Source organism: Vibrio sp. MMH1-50, from assembly GCF_022347645.1.
Taxonomy (GTDB): domain Bacteria; phylum Pseudomonadota; class Gammaproteobacteria; order Enterobacterales; family Vibrionaceae; genus Vibrio; species Vibrio harveyi.
The window spans coordinates 35,603-51,695 of the sequence record NZ_JAKRGG010000031.1 but is presented as its reverse complement, the minus strand read 5'-3'; the positions used below and the strand labels follow the sequence as shown (position 1 = coordinate 51,695).

At 44.1% G+C, this 16,093-nt stretch carries 17 protein-coding genes and 1 pseudogene; 10 read left to right on the top strand and 8 right to left on the bottom strand.

Annotated elements, in window-relative coordinates; genetic code table 11:
- The 7 genes from MHO32_RS19270 to MHO32_RS19240 are packed head-to-tail and all read right to left on the bottom strand — an operon-like array spanning position 1 to position 4,356.
- Entirely contained in the window at positions 1 to 360 is a 360-nt protein-coding gene (locus MHO32_RS19270) for an ApeI family dehydratase (protein WP_009700649.1), read from the bottom strand.
- An 11-nt stretch (positions 361 to 371) separates the two neighbouring features.
- Entirely contained in the window at positions 372 to 1,742 is a 1,371-nt protein-coding gene (locus tag MHO32_RS19265; RefSeq protein ID WP_239213475.1) for an AMP-binding protein, read from the bottom strand.
- Between the two features lie 5 nt (positions 1,743 to 1,747).
- Positions 1,748 to 2,308, bottom strand: a complete 561-nt coding sequence (locus MHO32_RS19260; RefSeq protein WP_009700647.1) for an intracellular septation A family protein — start codon at positions 2,306 to 2,308, stop codon at positions 1,748 to 1,750.
- Complete coding sequence (locus MHO32_RS19255) at positions 2,308 to 2,565, bottom strand: acyl carrier protein (protein ID WP_005446488.1); 258 nt, start codon at positions 2,563 to 2,565, stop codon at positions 2,308 to 2,310. Before MHO32_RS19255 ends, MHO32_RS19260 begins: the two co-directional genes overlap by 1 nt.
- A 27-nt stretch (positions 2,566 to 2,592) precedes the next feature.
- Positions 2,593 to 2,853 (bottom strand): phosphopantetheine-binding protein, encoded by a 261-nt coding sequence (locus MHO32_RS19250; RefSeq protein WP_005446489.1) that lies wholly within the window; start codon positions 2,851 to 2,853, stop codon positions 2,593 to 2,595.
- Positions 2,854 to 2,869: 16 nt separating this feature from the next.
- The gene (locus MHO32_RS19245) at positions 2,870 to 3,634 is read right to left on the bottom strand and encodes a lysophospholipid acyltransferase family protein (protein WP_047513084.1); all 765 of its coding nucleotides are present in this window, start codon (positions 3,632 to 3,634) and stop codon (positions 2,870 to 2,872) included.
- Positions 3,631 to 4,356: a beta-ketoacyl synthase chain length factor gene (locus MHO32_RS19240; protein ID WP_239213473.1), complete on the bottom strand. Its 726-nt coding sequence runs from the start codon at positions 4,354 to 4,356 to the stop codon at positions 3,631 to 3,633. Before MHO32_RS19240 ends, MHO32_RS19245 begins: the two co-directional genes overlap by 4 nt.
- A 75-nt stretch (positions 4,357 to 4,431) precedes the next feature.
- Here MHO32_RS19240 and MHO32_RS19235 point away from each other — a divergent pair, with 75 nt between their 5' ends.
- From MHO32_RS19235 to MHO32_RS19210, 6 genes and pseudogenes are all read left to right on the top strand, one after another.
- Positions 4,432 to 4,827: a hypothetical protein gene (locus MHO32_RS19235; RefSeq protein ID WP_005446495.1), complete on the top strand. Its 396-nt coding sequence runs from the start codon at positions 4,432 to 4,434 to the stop codon at positions 4,825 to 4,827.
- Between the two features lie 30 nt (positions 4,828 to 4,857).
- On the top strand, positions 4,858 to 5,925 hold the full coding sequence (locus MHO32_RS19230) for a class I SAM-dependent methyltransferase (RefSeq protein ID WP_009696050.1): 1,068 nt from the start codon (positions 4,858 to 4,860) through the stop codon (positions 5,923 to 5,925).
- A gap of 8 nt (positions 5,926 to 5,933) precedes the next feature.
- Positions 5,934 to 7,178 carry an NAD(P)/FAD-dependent oxidoreductase gene (locus tag MHO32_RS19225; protein WP_239213471.1) on the top strand — a complete coding sequence of 415 codons (1,245 nt, stop codon included), beginning with the start codon at positions 5,934 to 5,936 and terminating at the stop codon, positions 7,176 to 7,178.
- A gap of 144 nt (positions 7,179 to 7,322) precedes the next feature.
- Positions 7,323 to 7,904: pseudogene (locus MHO32_RS19220) on the top strand (class I SAM-dependent methyltransferase); the annotation flags it as partial.
- A gap of 23 nt (positions 7,905 to 7,927) precedes the next feature.
- Positions 7,928 to 9,055 (top strand): HNH endonuclease, encoded by a 1,128-nt coding sequence (locus MHO32_RS19215; RefSeq protein WP_009696053.1) that lies wholly within the window; start codon positions 7,928 to 7,930, stop codon positions 9,053 to 9,055.
- Between the two features lie 143 nt (positions 9,056 to 9,198).
- The gene (locus MHO32_RS19210) at positions 9,199 to 9,918 is read left to right on the top strand and encodes a transglycosylase SLT domain-containing protein (RefSeq protein ID WP_239213469.1); all 720 of its coding nucleotides are present in this window, start codon (positions 9,199 to 9,201) and stop codon (positions 9,916 to 9,918) included.
- A gap of 24 nt (positions 9,919 to 9,942) precedes the next feature.
- Here the strand turns inward: MHO32_RS19210 and MHO32_RS19205 are convergent, their stop codons facing one another.
- Positions 9,943 to 10,734, bottom strand: a complete 792-nt coding sequence (locus tag MHO32_RS19205) for a 2,3-dihydro-2,3-dihydroxybenzoate dehydrogenase (protein WP_050932155.1) — start codon at positions 10,732 to 10,734, stop codon at positions 9,943 to 9,945.
- 92 nt (positions 10,735 to 10,826) lie between these two features.
- Here MHO32_RS19205 and MHO32_RS19200 point away from each other — a divergent pair, with 92 nt between their 5' ends.
- The 4 genes from MHO32_RS19200 (at position 10,827) to MHO32_RS19185 (ending at position 16,081) form a co-directional block, all read left to right on the top strand.
- The gene (locus tag MHO32_RS19200) at positions 10,827 to 11,933 is read left to right on the top strand and encodes a hypothetical protein (RefSeq protein WP_239213467.1); all 1,107 of its coding nucleotides are present in this window, start codon (positions 10,827 to 10,829) and stop codon (positions 11,931 to 11,933) included.
- A 354-nt stretch (positions 11,934 to 12,287) separates the two neighbouring features.
- Positions 12,288 to 13,508, top strand: coding sequence for an isochorismate synthase (locus MHO32_RS19195; RefSeq protein WP_239213465.1), 1,221 nt, complete (start codon positions 12,288 to 12,290; stop codon positions 13,506 to 13,508).
- Positions 13,505 to 15,124, top strand: a complete 1,620-nt coding sequence (locus tag MHO32_RS19190) for a (2,3-dihydroxybenzoyl)adenylate synthase (RefSeq protein ID WP_239213463.1) — start codon at positions 13,505 to 13,507, stop codon at positions 15,122 to 15,124. Before MHO32_RS19195 ends, MHO32_RS19190 begins: the two co-directional genes overlap by 4 nt.
- A 66-nt stretch (positions 15,125 to 15,190) precedes the next feature.
- A complete protein-coding gene (locus MHO32_RS19185) occupies positions 15,191 to 16,081 on the top strand; it encodes an isochorismatase family protein (protein ID WP_029788635.1) in 891 nt (296 codons plus the stop codon).
- Positions 16,082 to 16,093: the final 12 nt, after the last annotated feature.

Genomic DNA, 16,093 nt, shown 5'->3' with positions numbered 1-16,093 from the left:
TTAATTCCCTAGCTTCATTTTGCCTGAAGAATGAACTACGGTTTGCTCGCCCGAGATCGACGTGTACTTAAATGCCAGTTTTTCACGCTCTGCATCCCAAGAAAGCGTAAGACTAACGCACATATCCGGTAGGATAGGTTCTTGGAATTTGATGACTTCCATGCCTTTGAACAGTGTTGGTGTGTTCAAGTATTCGACCGCATAAAACAGCGCCCAATCGATTTGTGTTACGCCTGGCAACAATGGGAAATGGGTAAAGTGACCTTGGAAATCCAAGATGTCGGCATCGACACGCATTTTAATCGTCGCGATGTGATTGTCGATATCAACCTGTTTGAGCGTTGGTTTTCTTTTGTCCATGATGAGTTCTTTTATTCTTGGAACAGTTTTTCTATTTCAGCGATCTGGCGCTTGCCTTGGCTATTGAGCGGAATCTCGTCTAAAACGCGGAATTTTCTTGGAATAGCAATCGGCTCTAACCAACTACGCAAGGCTTTTCTTAGCGCTAACCAGAACTTACCTTTCCCGAGTTCTTGCAGTGTTTGATCGCCTTCGTTGGTCAAGACTATCACTGCAAATAGAGACAGCCGACCGGCATCTTCCATCGGGATGACGGCACTTTCTTTTACCCACGGCAATTGTTCTAAACGCTTCTCGACTTCGACCAACGAAACGCGCTTTTCTTCAACTTTGACGATTCTGTCGGTGCGACCGCGTAGTTCGAAGGAAATACTATCATGGAAATAGCATTCATCTGCAGTTTGATACCACGCGTTTTCATCAATGTGGGGGGAGCGAAGCTTTAAACAGTTTTCATGATTTAGAGCGGCTTCAACACCGGGGAAAAGAGTCCAAGGTTGGGTAGCAGATAGTTGCTGTCGATAAGCGATACCACCCGTTTCGGTACTTCCGAAGACCTCTAATGGGTAATCACCAAACAATTGCTGGCTGTGATTGGCAGCATCATTAGCTAAAGGACCTCCAGAAGAAAAAACGCAGCGTAACGCCGATGGTTGATGCTCTTCTGTCAGGCGTTTAAGTAATGCAGGGCTACTGATCAATGTTGTCTCTGTAGAGGCAAAATGCACCATCTGCTCTGGAAATTCTAAGTTATGAGCGGCAAAAGGGCGCCCAGAGCACAATGGCCAGAGAACGCGGAATAGCAATCCGTAGATATGTTGGTGAGATACTGTGCTCTCGATATGAGAACCTTCCAGTTTGTCTCCCCATAAGCCGTCAAGAATGGCGACTTCCACATCCAGTTGTTTGAGTGTTTTTCTGATCGCTTTTGGTTTACCGCTTGAACCTGAGGTAAACAGCGTGACGTTGATATTCGCAAGTGGCAAGGCTTGCCATTCACAAATGAGAGAATCGAAACTTGTATTCACGTGCAAAGCTGAGAGCCCTGTCGGAATCATCACTTCAGTGTCGTGCAATACAAGATCGAAGTGCTCGTCGAGCTCTTTTAAAGCTTCAGGTTGGTAATTGCCGGGAAGGACGATGGATTTTCCAGCATGGCAACAAGCAAAGAAACTGAGCGCAAAAAGGTAGCTGTTGCCAAAACAGAGCGCGATTCGTTGGGCATCAAGCGCTTCTAACGTTGCTCGCAAACTGGCGACGTTATGCTGAAAAGACTCCCACGTCATGGTTTGGTTTCTGTCATACGCAATCGTGGATTGTGCCTCTCTATTGGCTGTCATTAAGGTCGCAATAGAGGAGAAGTTTAACGAACTTGTGTTCATACGATTTAATGTTCCTTTCGTACAAATTGACGCACTATCCATTCACCAGCGAACAAGCTACCAGCGAGTAAATAACTGATTAAGCCGTTGTACAGCGTCCAGATTTCGATAGGTTGAAAACAGGTATACAGTGCTACCGATGCATTCAAGATAAAGAATCCACACCACACGATCGTAACTTTTCGTGTGTAGATCACGCCACTTTGAGGAAGTTCAGGCTCTTGAAGGCGAGCCAGTCTCTCGATGATGGTTTGCGGTTGCTTCAAGCTCAGTGAGAACACGCCAAGCATGCAAAGGTTGACGACAACAGGGTAGAACTTTAGCCACCCGTGCTGCTTAAAAACAACACCTAAGGTGACTAAGACAATACCCACAACGCCCGTGGTGATCGCAAGGAACTTAAACTCTTTGAGTGGTGTTTTGTTTGCAGCGAGTAACCGCAAAAGCAACGCTGCAACCAATAAGCCACCAACCAGATTTAAACCAAATCGGTCGATACCGAAGTAAACCGCGAAGGGGTAGGCAAATAATACAATTGCAGACAAAACCGTCAGCAATTGGCGCATTAACTTTCCTTGAGAAGTTCAGTTACTGCATTAACCACGTCATCGACAGTACGAACTGTGCTGAATTCTGCTGGTTTGATCTTTTTGCCAGTGACATTTTGTAGGTGTACAACAAGGTCTACGGCATCAATGCTGTCTAGGTCTAGATCGGTGTAAAGATGGGCTTCTGGCTGAATGTCTTCAGCTTCAATTTCGAATAGCTCCACAAGCGCATCTTTAACTTGTTCAAATACTTGATCTTTATTTACGTCTGTCATGAATATACCTAAAAACTATTCATTATCTTAAGAAGAGGTTTGAGAAGAAATGTACTTCGCAAGGTTAGCTACAGAAGCGAAGTGCTCACGAGTGTTCGAATCGTCTGCATCAATGACAATGTTGTATTGCTTTTTAATTGCTAATCCAAGTTCAAGGGCATCGATAGAATCCAAGCCAAGACCATCACCAAAAAGTGGTGCTTCTGTTTCAATATCGTCGACGGTTAAATCTTCTAGGTTTAGAGCGTCAATAATAAGTTGCTTGATATCGTTGTGTAATTGTTCCACTGGGACCTGCTTATAATTACGAATTTTCTGGAAATATAGTTTCAGCCAAATGCTGTTGTAAGCGACGAGCCGCTATCGTTGGGGACGTAGTTTGCTTTATAAAAGGCTCAATCTCAACTTTATCCTTAACTTCAACCTTGAAAAATGGTTTTGTCTTTGGAACTTGATACCATTTTTTCTCTTTTGTCAGGAAGCTTGGCGTGACCGTAATATGTACGACACGCAAATCTCGCTCGGTTCTAACCGCTATTTGCGCAGCGCCTCTTTGTAATTTCGATTTTACACCTGGAGTGGTTCTTGTGCCTTCAGGAAAAATAAGCAAAACGTTACCATCGTCAAATCTTTCTTCACACATTGCTAATAAATCATCAGGTGCTTCGTTGGGTATATAACCTGCAGCCTTAACAATGTGCTTCATAAATGGGTTTGCCCAAATTGCGGACTTAACTAAACAGTCGCAGCGCTTTAATTGGGATGCGATCAAAACGTAATCAATTAAACTTGGGTGGTTCGCAACTATGAGACAGTTTTTATCTTGTTGAAGAATGTCGGCACCAATGATTTGGTAATCAATTGCGCCGCAAAGCTTCATCAAATTACAAAAAGTGTTGAAAGAATATTGAATCGCCCCTTGAACTTTATATTCTCTCTGTTTTATATCCGATGTAGTTAGGTGAATAAGTGGAATGACGATAAAGCTGAGTGCCAAGCCACCTAAACCAAAAACCGAGAAACAAAATCCTGTCGCGAATACTCGCCAATATTGATTCAATATTCTCATTGACGACGCCATTCCCATGATTGTTGAGGCGAATGAATCGTCCAATTGTTTGCTGATGATAAAAAGTGCTGAATAAAGCTAAGCCCTTGCGGAAAGGCATCTTCGTCTGTTTTCTCGGTTGTTGCTTGTACGCTAAAAGTATCGCCATGAGAAAGCACCAGACCTAAACCATATCCATGGTAATCGTGCGTTTCAAACTCAGAATATGACTCTGGGAGTGGCTCATCAAAATCGACAATCAGAACTTTCTTGTCAGGGTTGTCATACAGGAATAGCCACGCTTCGATTAACGCGCTTTGGAAGGTATTTTCAGCAGCTGCGATAGAGGTGAGAGGGATCGGCTGTTTAGTTGCGATGGTCGCAAGCCCCGCTGCGGTATTATGCACAGACTGAGAGAATGCCATAGGCGAAGCTGCTTCACCCTTGAGGATGTCTTCTACCAACGCCACACTGCGATGAAGTTCACCATGACGGCTAGAGAAAACAAGGTAGTCAACATCGTGCTGCTTGAGCAACTCAATCGCCGTTTGAACCGCTAACTTACTCAGTTGGCTCATACGTCTGCGCATCATAGGTGGGATATCAGATACGTTCAGTTTGCCTTCTTCTGGCCACTGACCGGTAGAGGTCCATTGTTTCCACTCATCGACTTGACTAAGCCCTTGAGAGTTAGCTGACCAAGCGTCGATATTAAACGAAATTTTGATCTTGGAGTTTGGCATATTTGATTAAATTGCTTTATTTTACCGCTCGATACAATTTAAGCTTCAGCAGAAACCATAATAAAGGAAATTATCATGTCACGTTTAAAGCTGTTTATATCAGTGCTATTAACTTTGCTTCTTGTCGGTTGTGGTCGAGTGCAACCTGTATTGAATGTGGAGGATACTCCAGTTGCTTATGATCTTCAAAATAAACAAGTAAAAGCGGCGATTGTTCAATCAGCAACTAATCGCGGTTGGACGATTGAAGAAACAAGCCCAGGTGTATTAATTGCAAAAATCAACGTTCGTAGTCACTTTGCGGAAGTAAAAATTCCATATAGCAACAAATATTATTCAATTATTTATCTCAACTCAGTAAATCTAAAAGCAAGTGATGGCAAAATCCATCGTAATTACAACCGTTGGGTGAACAACTTAAATGTTGATATTCAACGCGCGCTTGCACTTTTAGGCGCAGAGTCCCAGTAATAATTATATTAATTGAAGTTAGGTTTTTTCGTGTTAAATCAAAATATTGATCCTTTCAACGCTTTTGAAGCTAAAACAGAAGCTCAAAAATTATCTTTTGCCCCTATTGTTTTCCACACTGCGAGAACATTAAGAGAACTTGGTATCTTAGCCGCGCTCGACAGTGCAGGCTCAAAGGGTATGAACGCTGTAGAAATTGCAGAAAAAACGGGTGTGTCTGAATACGGCGTGAAAGTATTGTTGGATATGGCCATTAGTGCGCACATTGTTTTGTGGGAAAAACCTAACTATTCCTTGGCTAACCTAGGCTTTTACTTACTTTATGATGGCATGACGCAAGCAAACATGGATTTCACTGCCGATGTTTGTTACGCCGCTATGATGCACCTAACGGATGCGATCAAAGAAGGCAAGCCGTCAGGTCTTAAAGAACTTGGTGATTGGGAAACCATTTACCAAGGGTTATCAACATTGCCAGAACAAGCGAAACAAAGCTGGTTCAAGTTTGACCACTTTTACTCTGATCGCTCTTTCCCACTATTACTTAAAGAAGTATTTGCTAATAAACCAAGTCACATTGTGGACATTGGTGGCAATACTGGTAAGTGGGCAATGCAGTGCTGTAACCACGATCAAGATGTGAATATTACGATTGTTGATCTTCCTCAGCAGCTAGAAGTTGCAATGGCAAATGCCAAGGAAAATCAACTGAGTGAGCGCATCACTCCATTCCCAGCCAACATGCTGGATAAAGCTCAAGTGTTACCTGAGCACGCTGATATCTGGTGGATGAGTCAATTCCTTGATTGCTTCTCACCAATCGAAATTCTCAATATTCTTAAGAAAGTGAAAGCGCAGCTTCGAGAAGGCGATACGGTGTATATCTTAGAACTGTTCTGGGATGCACAAAAATACGCGGGAGCTTCTTATAGCTTGAATGCGACCTCGCTTTACTTTACCTGTTTAGCAAACGGCAACAGTCGTTTCTACCGCAGCGATGACTTCCTGGAAATTGTCGAAGCGGCAGGCTTAGTCGTGACAGAAAGAACCGACAACATTGGTCTCGGTCATACATTATTAAAACTACAAGCAAACTAGAAAGCAGAATGATAAAAGAACAAAAGCAAGTCGTCGTCGTTGGTGCAGGACCTTCAGGTTCTACCGTTTCAGCATTGCTCAATATGCGCGGAATTAATGTCGTTGTGATTGAGAAAGCGTTGTTCCCACGTTTTTCGATCGGTGAAAGCCTTCTTCCTGCCTGCATGGAAGTGGTAGAGCAAGCCGGTATGTTGGAAGCGGTGAACCAATATGGATTCCAGTACAAAGATGGTGCTGCGTTTCGTCGCAATGGCGTTTATACCCAATTTGATTTCACCGACAAATTCACTGCAGGACCGGGTACCACTTACCAAGTTCAACGCGGTAACTTCGATAAAGTACTGGCAGACAGTGCAGTGGAGCAAGGTGTTGAAATTCGTTACCAGCACGAACTGACAAGCATCGACTTTGAAGGTGCCAAGTCGATTCTTAATGTGCTTGACGCTGACAAACAAGCTTACCAAATTGAAGCCGATTACGTGCTAGATGCTAGTGGTTTTGGTCGCGTTCTTCCTCGTTTGCTCGCGCTAGAAGAGCCTTCATGCCTGCCACCAAGAAAAGCAATTTTTACGCACATTGAAGACAACATTACTGCAGAAGGGATTGAATACGATCGCAACAAGATCCTGATCTCTGTGCATCCTGAAAATCATGATGTGTGGTATTGGTTGATCCCGTTCTCAAATGGTACTTGCTCATTTGGTGTGGTTGGCGAACCGACGTTCTTTGAAAACTATCCCGAGGATAAGATTGCCGCTCTTAAGCAGTTAGCAAGTGAAGAACCAGGGCTTGCGCAGCTCCTTAACCAAGCTCAGTACCCAAATCCTGCTGGTGAGCTGGGTGGCTATTCAGCGAACGTAAAACACTTAGCGACACCACACTATGCGTTGCTTGGTAATGCTGGTGAGTTTCTTGACCCTGTCTTCTCTTCAGGCGTGACTATTGCCATGAAGTCAGCACAATTTGCAGCAGACTGCATTGAACGCCAGCTAAATGGTGAAACGGTCGATTGGCAATCTGATTATGCTGATCGCTTAATGGTGGGCGTCAATACTTTCCGTACTTACGTGGAAGGTTGGTACAACGGCATGTTGCAAGATGTTATCTTCTACCAAAACCCCAATCCACGTATCAAACAGATGATCAGCGCGATTCTTGCGGGTTACGCATGGGATGAAGCCAACCCATACGTAAAACAGAGTGAACAACGCTTAGCGACCCTAGCTGAGCTAGTGAGAGATGAGGTGATGTAATCCTCCCACTCTTTTTAATACCGAAGCCCCGCAAAAAATCGCGGGGCTTTTTCGTCGGTTGAACCTAAATTTTTAAACACTCATGATGGCGTCTGTCTTCGTTTAACCTTATGATTTAATGAGTTTAATAACAGCAGCCCAACCATGTCTTCGACTTTTCATTTTTATAATCAGAATGCTGGCTCATTAGCAGAGCAATATGATTCAACAACTTTTGAGCAAGTGCATACAAGTTGGCAGGCTTTTTGGCCTCTTGTTGGTGATCGTGTGTTGGATGTTGGCGCAGGCTCCGGAAGAGATGCTAAATGGATGGCCAAAAAAGGCTGCGAGGTTATTGCGCTGGAACCTGCAACGTCGCTGTTAAAACTAGGAAAAGCTGAAACTGATGATTCTGTCGTTTGGTTGGAAGATTCTTTGCCAGCACTTGAGAAAACCACCAATTTGGGGCTTCGCTTTGATCTTGTGTTAGTGAGCGCGGTTTGGATGCATCTTGCTACTTCTCATCGTGAACGTGCTTTCCGTAAGCTCTCTAATCTGCTTGCGCCCAATGGTCGATTGGTCATAAGCCTTCGCCATGGAGAGTTCACTGATGGGCGCAAAGCTTATCCTGTTTCTGTTCAAGAGTTAGAGCAGTTGGCAAAGAACAATGCGCTTATCGTTAGACAAGTTTCTGACAGTAAAGATCAGCTCAAGAGGGATGATGTTTACTGGCAAACCGTTGTGATTTTAAAGTGAAAGAAGAACAAGCCGTGTCACTTCAATATTATGTAGATAAATTCCGTAGCCTGAATATGAATAGCTCTAATGGGAAAAAGAGCCCTCATAAAGTGTGCATGTTGCTCACGGTTATGGAGCTCATTCAGGCGGGACATATCTCTTCCAACAAAATAGAGTTTAATCAGGTCCTCAAAGAGCGTTTCACTTATCACTTAGCAAACTTTGCTACTGGGAATGATAGGGATACACCGGAAAATCCTTACTTTTTTCTGAGAAGTGAGGGATTTTGGCACTTGTCTTACAATGATGGTTTTCAAGCGGAATCTACCAAACGATACTCGTCAAAAGCGATTGCTTATGCTTATCTTGATGATGAGCTTTATGATTATATGAGTAGCTATATCGTTTCAAATGAATTGAAAGATGCTCTTGTTTCAAACCTTTCAGATTTAGCGTCTTTGTTTTATCGCTGGTTGATTGACCTAGGTAAGTCAGAGAAAACAGCGAAAAACTATTTGGGCGCAGTTCGTGGTTCAATATCGAACTGGCTTATGGATGCTGGACAGATTCAAGAACCAATTACAGATGTGAAATCATACGGTGAATTTAAGAACTATAAGCTCAAAGCCCAAAGTTTACCTGAGTTTAAAATTCGAGATATCAAGGGGAAAGGGATGTACAGTGCTGCGCTTTCTCACTACGAAAACTTTTTTGTCGACTTATCTCAGATAGATGTTAATGCAGATATTCGACAAGTAATGAACGATAAGCAGCTCAGCTCGACGGAAAAGACTATTTTAGTTAATACAAGAATGGGGCAGGGGCACTTCAGGTCAAAATTAATTGATATGTGGGGTGGTTGTGCCGTTACGGGTTTTAAGAACACGCAGTTGCTATTGGCATCTCATATTAAGCCTTGGCGTGAATCGGATAACGAAGAGCGATTAGATAGATTTAACGGGCTGTTGTTAATTCCAAATATCGATAAGGCATTCGATCTTGGATTCATATCATTCAATGATAGTGGGAAGGTTTTGATTTCAAGTTATCTAGAGAAACCCGAGGTTCTTGGATTACAAGAAGACATGTCCTTTCAGGTGCATCATAGACATAAGCGTTACTTAGGTCACCATAGAGGGGTAATATTTAAGGGTTTATAAATTGAACACGAATGAAGATGAAATCAGCATTTATGTCCTTTCTTCGTTCGCTCTCAGAAAGCCAAAAAGATCTATCTCACACTTTTGCTTGTTATTACTGATAACGATGTTAAATAAGTGAGAAATGGATTACAGTTTGGAGCATGTTTTCCAAATGTGGTTTTATCGTGAAAACGGTTTCTAAGTTATTGTATAAGTTGACAAAAATTAAGCAGCTTAAACACAAGAAAGATAAGGTTTTTCCCCTTTCTGATACGTACACTCAAAAGAATCAGAAAATTCTAAAAATCCTCTCTCCATCTTCATTTTTCTACAAGAAAGGTCATGTTTCTGTGCCCTTTTCGACGCCTTCTGTAGATGCTCTTGCTTGGGGGAGTCGCGTATCTCCTGAGTTTAAAAGTAAAGTGAATGATATTTCCCGAGATCTCAACATTGATCCAAATCATCTGATGGCTTGCATGGCTTTTGAAACAGCAGAGACATTCAGCCCCAGCATTAAAAACGGCTCGGGTAGTGGGGCGACAGGTTTGATTCAATTTATGCCATCAACCGCGGAAGCACTTGGTACGAGCACAAAGAAGCTTGCTCAAATGAGTGCGTTAGAGCAACTCGATTATGTGAAAGCGTATTTTATGCCTTACCGAAACCGCCTGTCTTCTCTTGAGGATGTGTATATGGCGATCCTGTATCCTGCGGCTATTGGTAAACCCGCTGCTCATGTATTATTTAAACAAGGATCAATTGCTTATCGCCAGAATGCAGGGATCGACCGCAATAACGCTGGGAAAATCACACTAGACGATGTGTCATATAAAGTGAGACGTAAGCTAGAAAAGGGACTGCATCCTAAGTTCTTAGGCTAGCTCATTCTCTTAAATCTGGAGCAACTAGAAAGTTGCTCCGCCGTCCACTCTTAAATCGTGCATGGTAATGTGACCCGCTTTCTCACTCAGTAAAAATTCAATCGCATTGGTTATGTCTTTGGTTTCTGCAATCTTGTTCAAAGGAATACCAATCCGGTGTGACGCTAAGTTACCCTGAATCGTTTCTCGTTCTCCATAGGACTCATTCCACATTTGTTCTTGCATCGGTGTTCTGGTTGAGCCTGGGCTAACAATGTTACAGCGAATGCCGTATGCCGCGAGTTCTAACCCCAAACATTGCATCCACATATGAAGTCCCGCTTTAGACGAACAATACGCCGACATGTTGACTCTTGGGGTGTCTGCTGCGTTCGAACCTACCGCAACAATCGCGCCTTTTTTGTTATTTTGAACCAGCAATTTCGCCAGTTGTTGTGTCAGTAGCATGGTTCCCTTTAGGTTCACGTCTAACGTTTTAATGAGCGCTTCAGGAGGGAGTTCCAGAACAGAACCAAGATGTAGCGCACCGGCGCATGTAATCACGTAGTCAGGAATGAGCTTGTCTTGAGCAAGATAATGACACGCATACTGAACGGCTGTGGTGTTGGCTAAGTCAAAGGGAAGTAGCAACGTTCGAGCTTGCTGTTTTTTTGGCAAAGATTGTTTGAATTCCTCTAGCAGAGCTTGCGTCATATCGCAGGCAATCACAGTAGCCCCTTGTTCCAATAAGCTTTTGGCACAGGCAAGTCCAATACCTTGCCCTGCACCAGTCACTAGGCACAGTTTACTTTTGAATTCTGTGTTGTTTTCACTCATAACCCTCTCCCTTCGTGCTGCAAATATCACATCCAAACTAGATAGATGATAATGATTTTTGTTATCGTTGTCATAATGTTAACAAGGAGGTAATGAAATTGACGAACAAACTAGGTTGGAAAATCAAACCTTGGTTGCTCACGTTAGGGCTTGTCGGGTTGGCTGGATGTGAGTATTTACCACACTACGCAGAGGTAGATCTGTCCGAGCAAAAAGTCGAACAAGTGGTCGAGCAAGCTAAATCAGCAGACGCTGCGATTCTTAATGCGTTTAAGCAACACAACTTTGTGGGTATTGGCGATTATCATTGGAATGATGCTTTCTTGCGCTATGCAACAGAGCTGGTTTCGACTCCTGCATTTTCAGATCAAGTCACGCATATTGTGGTGGAGTTTGGCAATGCAAAGTACCAACCTGTACTGGATAACTATTTAGCTGGTGGGGACGTGAGTGATGAACAGCTTCGCTCAATTTTGCGAGGTTCGATCTACTTTATGGCTTGGATGCCAGATGCTTATGCCGATTTCTTCAAAGCGATAAAAGTGCGAAATCAAACGCTACCTAAAGGGAAAAAAATCCATGTGCATTTAGCCGAAGCACCGTTTGATTGGAGCGCTGTGAGTGATGAAAAGGTATGGCAGCAAGCTGCTAAAAACAAGACGGATCATTTTTATCAAGTTGCTGCTGAGCGTATACAAAACAATCAGAAAGCACTGTTGATTTTTGGGGCTTTCCATTTGGTGAATGCGCCGCGGGATTACGTTGCAAAAACACAAGCCAGTGCTTGGCCATTGGCGACACGATTAGAGCAAGCGTTTCCCAATAGTACCTACTTGATTTGGCCAATGACGGAACCAGAAGTGGTGAAGACGTTTCATGACGTAAAAGCTCCGGCGCTTCTTGAGGTCGCAAAAAGTCCGATTGCTGATCTGAGGTTTATCGATTTATTACCAAAAGCCCGTTATAAGCTTGCTGCGATGGACGACATGGACGCCCAAGTCGGTGGTTTGTTTGATGCTTTTCTTTATCTGGGTGATAACCAACGAACAACGGTATTCCCTCGTGATGTGATGGAAGATCGGAAGTGGGTAAATGAGATGCAAAGACGCGTCGATATTATCGGTGGGAAGACGCAAGACCGCTTCAATGAGATTCGCTCATTAAGTGATAAGAAATACGGCTTTGTTGATAACAACTGATGCGCTGTTAATTGAAATAAAGATTAAGAAAGGGCTGACGGCTGAGGGCGTCAGCCCTTTCTTTTTGGCTATGGATCCAAATCAAAAATTATTAACGATGCATACGAACCAAGGCAAGTCGCTCTGAATCCTCCACCTTGAAGTTACTTAGATTTGAAGTCACTTAGATATAAATATGGTGAATTGTTTGTTTGAGGTTCTATTTATTTAAGAATATTAATTTATAAAACTATAAGTTATGCGAATGATAATTATTATCAAAAATGATTGAATAATTGTAACTAGGTGTGTAGTCTCATTCTTTAAATGAGAAGGAATCTCATTTAGGACGCTATGTTTAATACAGTTTGAGAGATGATTATGCTTCGTAACTCCATGGGAAGCAGTACTATGCTCACAGAGTTTCTCAACGCCCATACGGATGAGGCTTCGTTCTTCTTTAGCTCACCGACGGTGACGTTGCTTACGCAAGGCATTGCTGCAGAATTTTCCCAACAAGTTAAATTCTCAGAGTTAGATACTCACATTAGCAAATTACTAGAATCGGCGAAGGAAGAGGGGAATGACAACCCTATTGCCGTTGGTGTAATACCGTTTTCTGAACATAATCCCGTGCACTTTATCGTCCCTGAGCGTTTGATCACTACGTCACCGATCAGACCGGATAAAGTATTAGATATCGATGGTTGCAACGACTGTCATCCTTCTTCTATTCAACCTATCCCGACGCCTACTGAATACATGCATAGTGTTGAGCTTGCCACTCATCGTTGCAGCCAAGAAAACATCGCTCTTGATAAAGTGGTGTTGTCACGCACGATGCAAGTGGATACACAAGATGAAATCGATCGAGCTCGCTTCCTCAAAACCTTACTCAAGCAAAATCCTGGTGGTTATACCTTTTCTACTCGTATCGGCGGTAGTCATTCTGACGCTTATTTGATGGGGTCCAGCCCTGAATTACTGGTATCCCGTAAAGGTCCTCATGTGTGCTCAAACCCTCTGGCAGGTTCTCGTCGACGTTGTGAAAATGCATCAATGAATCAGCAGCAAGGCGAGCTCATGATGGAGAGTAGCAAAGATCTTCATGAGCATGCGGTAGTGGTCGATGCGGTAGAAAAAGCGCTTCAACCTTGGTGTCATAACCTTTATGTGCCTATGGTGCCGTCGGTTATTGAAACCAAAGCCATGTTGCACCTTTCGACTCGTATTGAAGGGACGGTGTCCGATGCCAATACCAGCGTTCTGAAATTGGCGAGTGCGCTTCACCCAACACCTGCCGTGTGTGGCTATCCTACGGCTCAAGCTTACGATTTCATCAGTCAAGTGGAGCCCTTTGATAGGGGCTATTTCACGGGTCTTGTTGGTTGGGTAGACGCTCGTGGTAATGGCGAATGGGTTGTTGTTATCCGCTGCGCTGAAGTTGAGAAGAAGCGTATTCGAGTTTATGCCGGAGCTGGGATCGTCTCCGGATCTGAGCCGCAAAGTGAGCTTGAAGAAACAGGAAATAAAATGCGCACTGTATTGAACGCGCTGGGTATTGAAATCCGTGAGAATATGGAGGTGGTTCAATGACTTGCTTAAGCATGAATGCCTCTGGCTTTACACCTTGGTCAGAAGGTTTAGCAAAGCAATACCGCCAAGCGGGTTTTTGGACAGAGCAAACCATTCCAGAGATGCTTGAGGCAAGCGTCTCTATTTCTCCTAACCATGTTGCTCTAGTTGACGGGGAGCGACAGTGGACGTATCAATCGTTACTTGAGCATGTTGATAAGTTAGCTGCTGGTTTCCAATCGACTCTGAATCTTAAATCTGGCGACAAGGTCGTTTTGCATTTGCCTAACATAGGCGAGTATTACATTAGCTTTTTTGCACTGCTTAAAATTGGCGTTCAACCTGTGCTTGCGTTACCCGCTCATCGTTATTCGGAGATTCGATACTTTTGTCATTTTACACAGGCAAAAGCGTTAATCACTGCTCCTCAACTCGGCGTCGATACGGCAGATATTGCGCTGCAAGTAGCGTCTGAATTACCAGGCTTAAAGAACATCGTTTGGGCGGGTGACATGAGTGCCATGCCGATTGGTTGCGTAGCCCTTAGAGCGCTCTTGCTAGACAATGTTGAACCTCAAGTTCATCGCGGTGAAGATTTTGCCTTTTTCCAATTATCGGGTGGTACGACTGGCACACCTAAGCTTATTCCTCGCACACATTACGACTATCTATACAGTGTGCGAGCGAGCAATGAGGTTTGCCAATTCTCGCCAAATACGCGTTACCTTTGTGTTTTACCGGCCGCCCACAATTTCCCATTGAGTTCTCCCGGTGCGTTGGGCTGTTTTATGGCGGGTGGCACCGTTGTACTTGCTCCAGACGCAAGCCCTCAAACTGCCTTTTCTTTGATTGAAAAGTACCGAATTACCGTAGCCGCTTTAGTGCCACCGTTGGCACTATTGTGGCTCGATGAAGCCGCAAGAACTCGACATGACCTTACTTCATTAGAAGTGCTGCAAGTTGGGGGGGCTCGTTTTAGTGAGGAAGCGGCAAAGCGTATCAAACCTGAACTTGGTTGTACCTTACAGCAAGTATTTGGCATGGCTGAAGGGCTAGTTAACTACACCCGTCTAGATGATCCTGAGTCCGTGATTGTCACGACGCAAGGTCGCCCAATGTCACCTGCTGATGAGCTGTTGATACTCAATGAAATGGGTAACCCTGTCCCGCAAGGTACGGAAGGTATTTTGTTCGTGCGTGGACCTTATACCATTCAAGGTTACTACCGGGCTCCAGAGCACAATCAGCGTTCATTCACCGAGCAAGGCTACTACCGTACTGGCGATGTGGTACTGCTGACTGAAGAGGGCAATTTGAAAGTTGTTGGTCGCGACAAAGATCAGATTAACCGAGGGGGTGAAAAAATCGCAGCAGAAGAGGTCGAGAACCATTTGCTGGCGCACGATTGTGTCCATGATGCTGCTGTTATTGCCATCCCAGATGATTACCTTGGGGAGCGCAGTTGTGCTGCCTTAGTTTGCCCGCAGCAAGCCCCGAAACCGATCGAGATAAAGCGTTTCTTACGAGGGCGTGGGCTGGCTGATTTTAAGATCCCAGATATGGTCGTTTTTGTTGATGTATTACCCAAAACGCCAGTAGGTAAAGTGAATAAAAATAAATTACTCGAACTCGTTTAACCAAGGTCGAAACACCAAGGTTGATTTGGTGTGCTTGGCATTTTGATTACTTTGGAGATAAGCCCAATGGCCATTCCATCTATCTCTGGTTACTCACTAACGAAAGTGAAGCCAGAAAATCGCGTTAACTGGTCAGTAGAACCACATCGTGCCGTGTTGTTAATCCACGATATGCAGCAGTACTTTCTCAATTTCTACGATGCAGACAGCGAGCTGATTCAAACGTTGACTCGCAACATTCAAGAGATCAAACAAGCATGTATTGATGCCGGCATTCCAGTGGTTTATACCGCGCAGCCCGGTGACCAACGCCAAGAAGATCGCGCTTTATTGACCGATTTTTGGGGCCCCGGTTTAAAAGCGGATGACAACATTACTCGAATCTCCCCAGCACTTGCGCCAACGGAGCAGGACACCGTTTACACCAAATGGCGTTACAGTGCGTTTCAACGTACGCCACTTAAATCCATGATGGATGAAACGGGGCGTGATCAGCTAATTATCGTGGGTATTTATGCTCACATCGGTTGTTTACAAACCGCGGCAGAAGCGTTCATGACAGACATTAAAGCTTTCATGGTTTCCGATGCCGTTGCTGACTTCTCAGCGAGCGATCATGACATGGCGCTCAACTATGTGGCGGGTCGATGCGGTTATGTCTTGGACAAGCAGCAATTGCTCGAACAAGTGGCAAGTGCGAACGAACTCGCAGCTGGGGATTTTGTGATTCCTCAGTCGCAACCGCAACTTACTCAACAGTTAGCGGCGCTGTTAGAGGTACCAGCCGATGAGATGACGCCAGAGGATAGTTTGCTTGATTTTGGTTTGGATTCGGTACGCATGATGTCGCTGGTCGGAGATTGGCAACAGGCGGGCCTTGATGTGAGTTTTATGGAATTAGCAGCGAAACCGAGTTTGCAGGATTGGTGGAGACTGATCGAGAAGAAGCTGACCTAACAGCCAAAGCGG

Excerpts from the sequence above, each read along its gene's own strand:
- MHO32_RS19270 (WP_009700649.1), bottom strand. The coding sequence starts at position 360 with ATGGACAAAAGAAAACCAACGCTCAAACAGGTTGATATCGACAATCAC.
- MHO32_RS19265 (WP_239213475.1), bottom strand. The coding sequence starts at position 1,742 with ATGAACACAAGTTCGTTAAACTTCTCCTCTATTGCGACCTTAATGACA.
- MHO32_RS19260 (WP_009700647.1), bottom strand. The coding sequence starts at position 2,308 with ATGCGCCAATTGCTGACGGTTTTGTCTGCAATTGTATTATTTGCCTAC.
- MHO32_RS19255 (WP_005446488.1), bottom strand. The coding sequence starts at position 2,565 with ATGACAGACGTAAATAAAGATCAAGTATTTGAACAAGTTAAAGATGCG.
- MHO32_RS19245 (WP_047513084.1), bottom strand. The coding sequence starts at position 3,634 with ATGAGAATATTGAATCAATATTGGCGAGTATTCGCGACAGGATTTTGT.
- MHO32_RS19240 (WP_239213473.1), bottom strand. The coding sequence starts at position 4,356 with ATGCCAAACTCCAAGATCAAAATTTCGTTTAATATCGACGCTTGGTCA.
- MHO32_RS19235 (WP_005446495.1), top strand. The coding sequence starts at position 4,432 with ATGTCACGTTTAAAGCTGTTTATATCAGTGCTATTAACTTTGCTTCTT.
- MHO32_RS19225 (WP_239213471.1), top strand. The coding sequence starts at position 5,934 with ATGATAAAAGAACAAAAGCAAGTCGTCGTCGTTGGTGCAGGACCTTCA.
- MHO32_RS19210 (WP_239213469.1), top strand. The coding sequence starts at position 9,199 with ATGTTTTCCAAATGTGGTTTTATCGTGAAAACGGTTTCTAAGTTATTG.
- MHO32_RS19205 (WP_050932155.1), bottom strand. The coding sequence starts at position 10,734 with ATGAGTGAAAACAACACAGAATTCAAAAGTAAACTGTGCCTAGTGACT.
- MHO32_RS19200 (WP_239213467.1), top strand. The coding sequence starts at position 10,827 with ATGAAATTGACGAACAAACTAGGTTGGAAAATCAAACCTTGGTTGCTC.
- MHO32_RS19195 (WP_239213465.1), top strand. The coding sequence starts at position 12,288 with ATGATTATGCTTCGTAACTCCATGGGAAGCAGTACTATGCTCACAGAG.
- MHO32_RS19190 (WP_239213463.1), top strand. The coding sequence starts at position 13,505 with ATGACTTGCTTAAGCATGAATGCCTCTGGCTTTACACCTTGGTCAGAA.
- MHO32_RS19185 (WP_029788635.1), top strand. The coding sequence starts at position 15,191 with ATGGCCATTCCATCTATCTCTGGTTACTCACTAACGAAAGTGAAGCCA.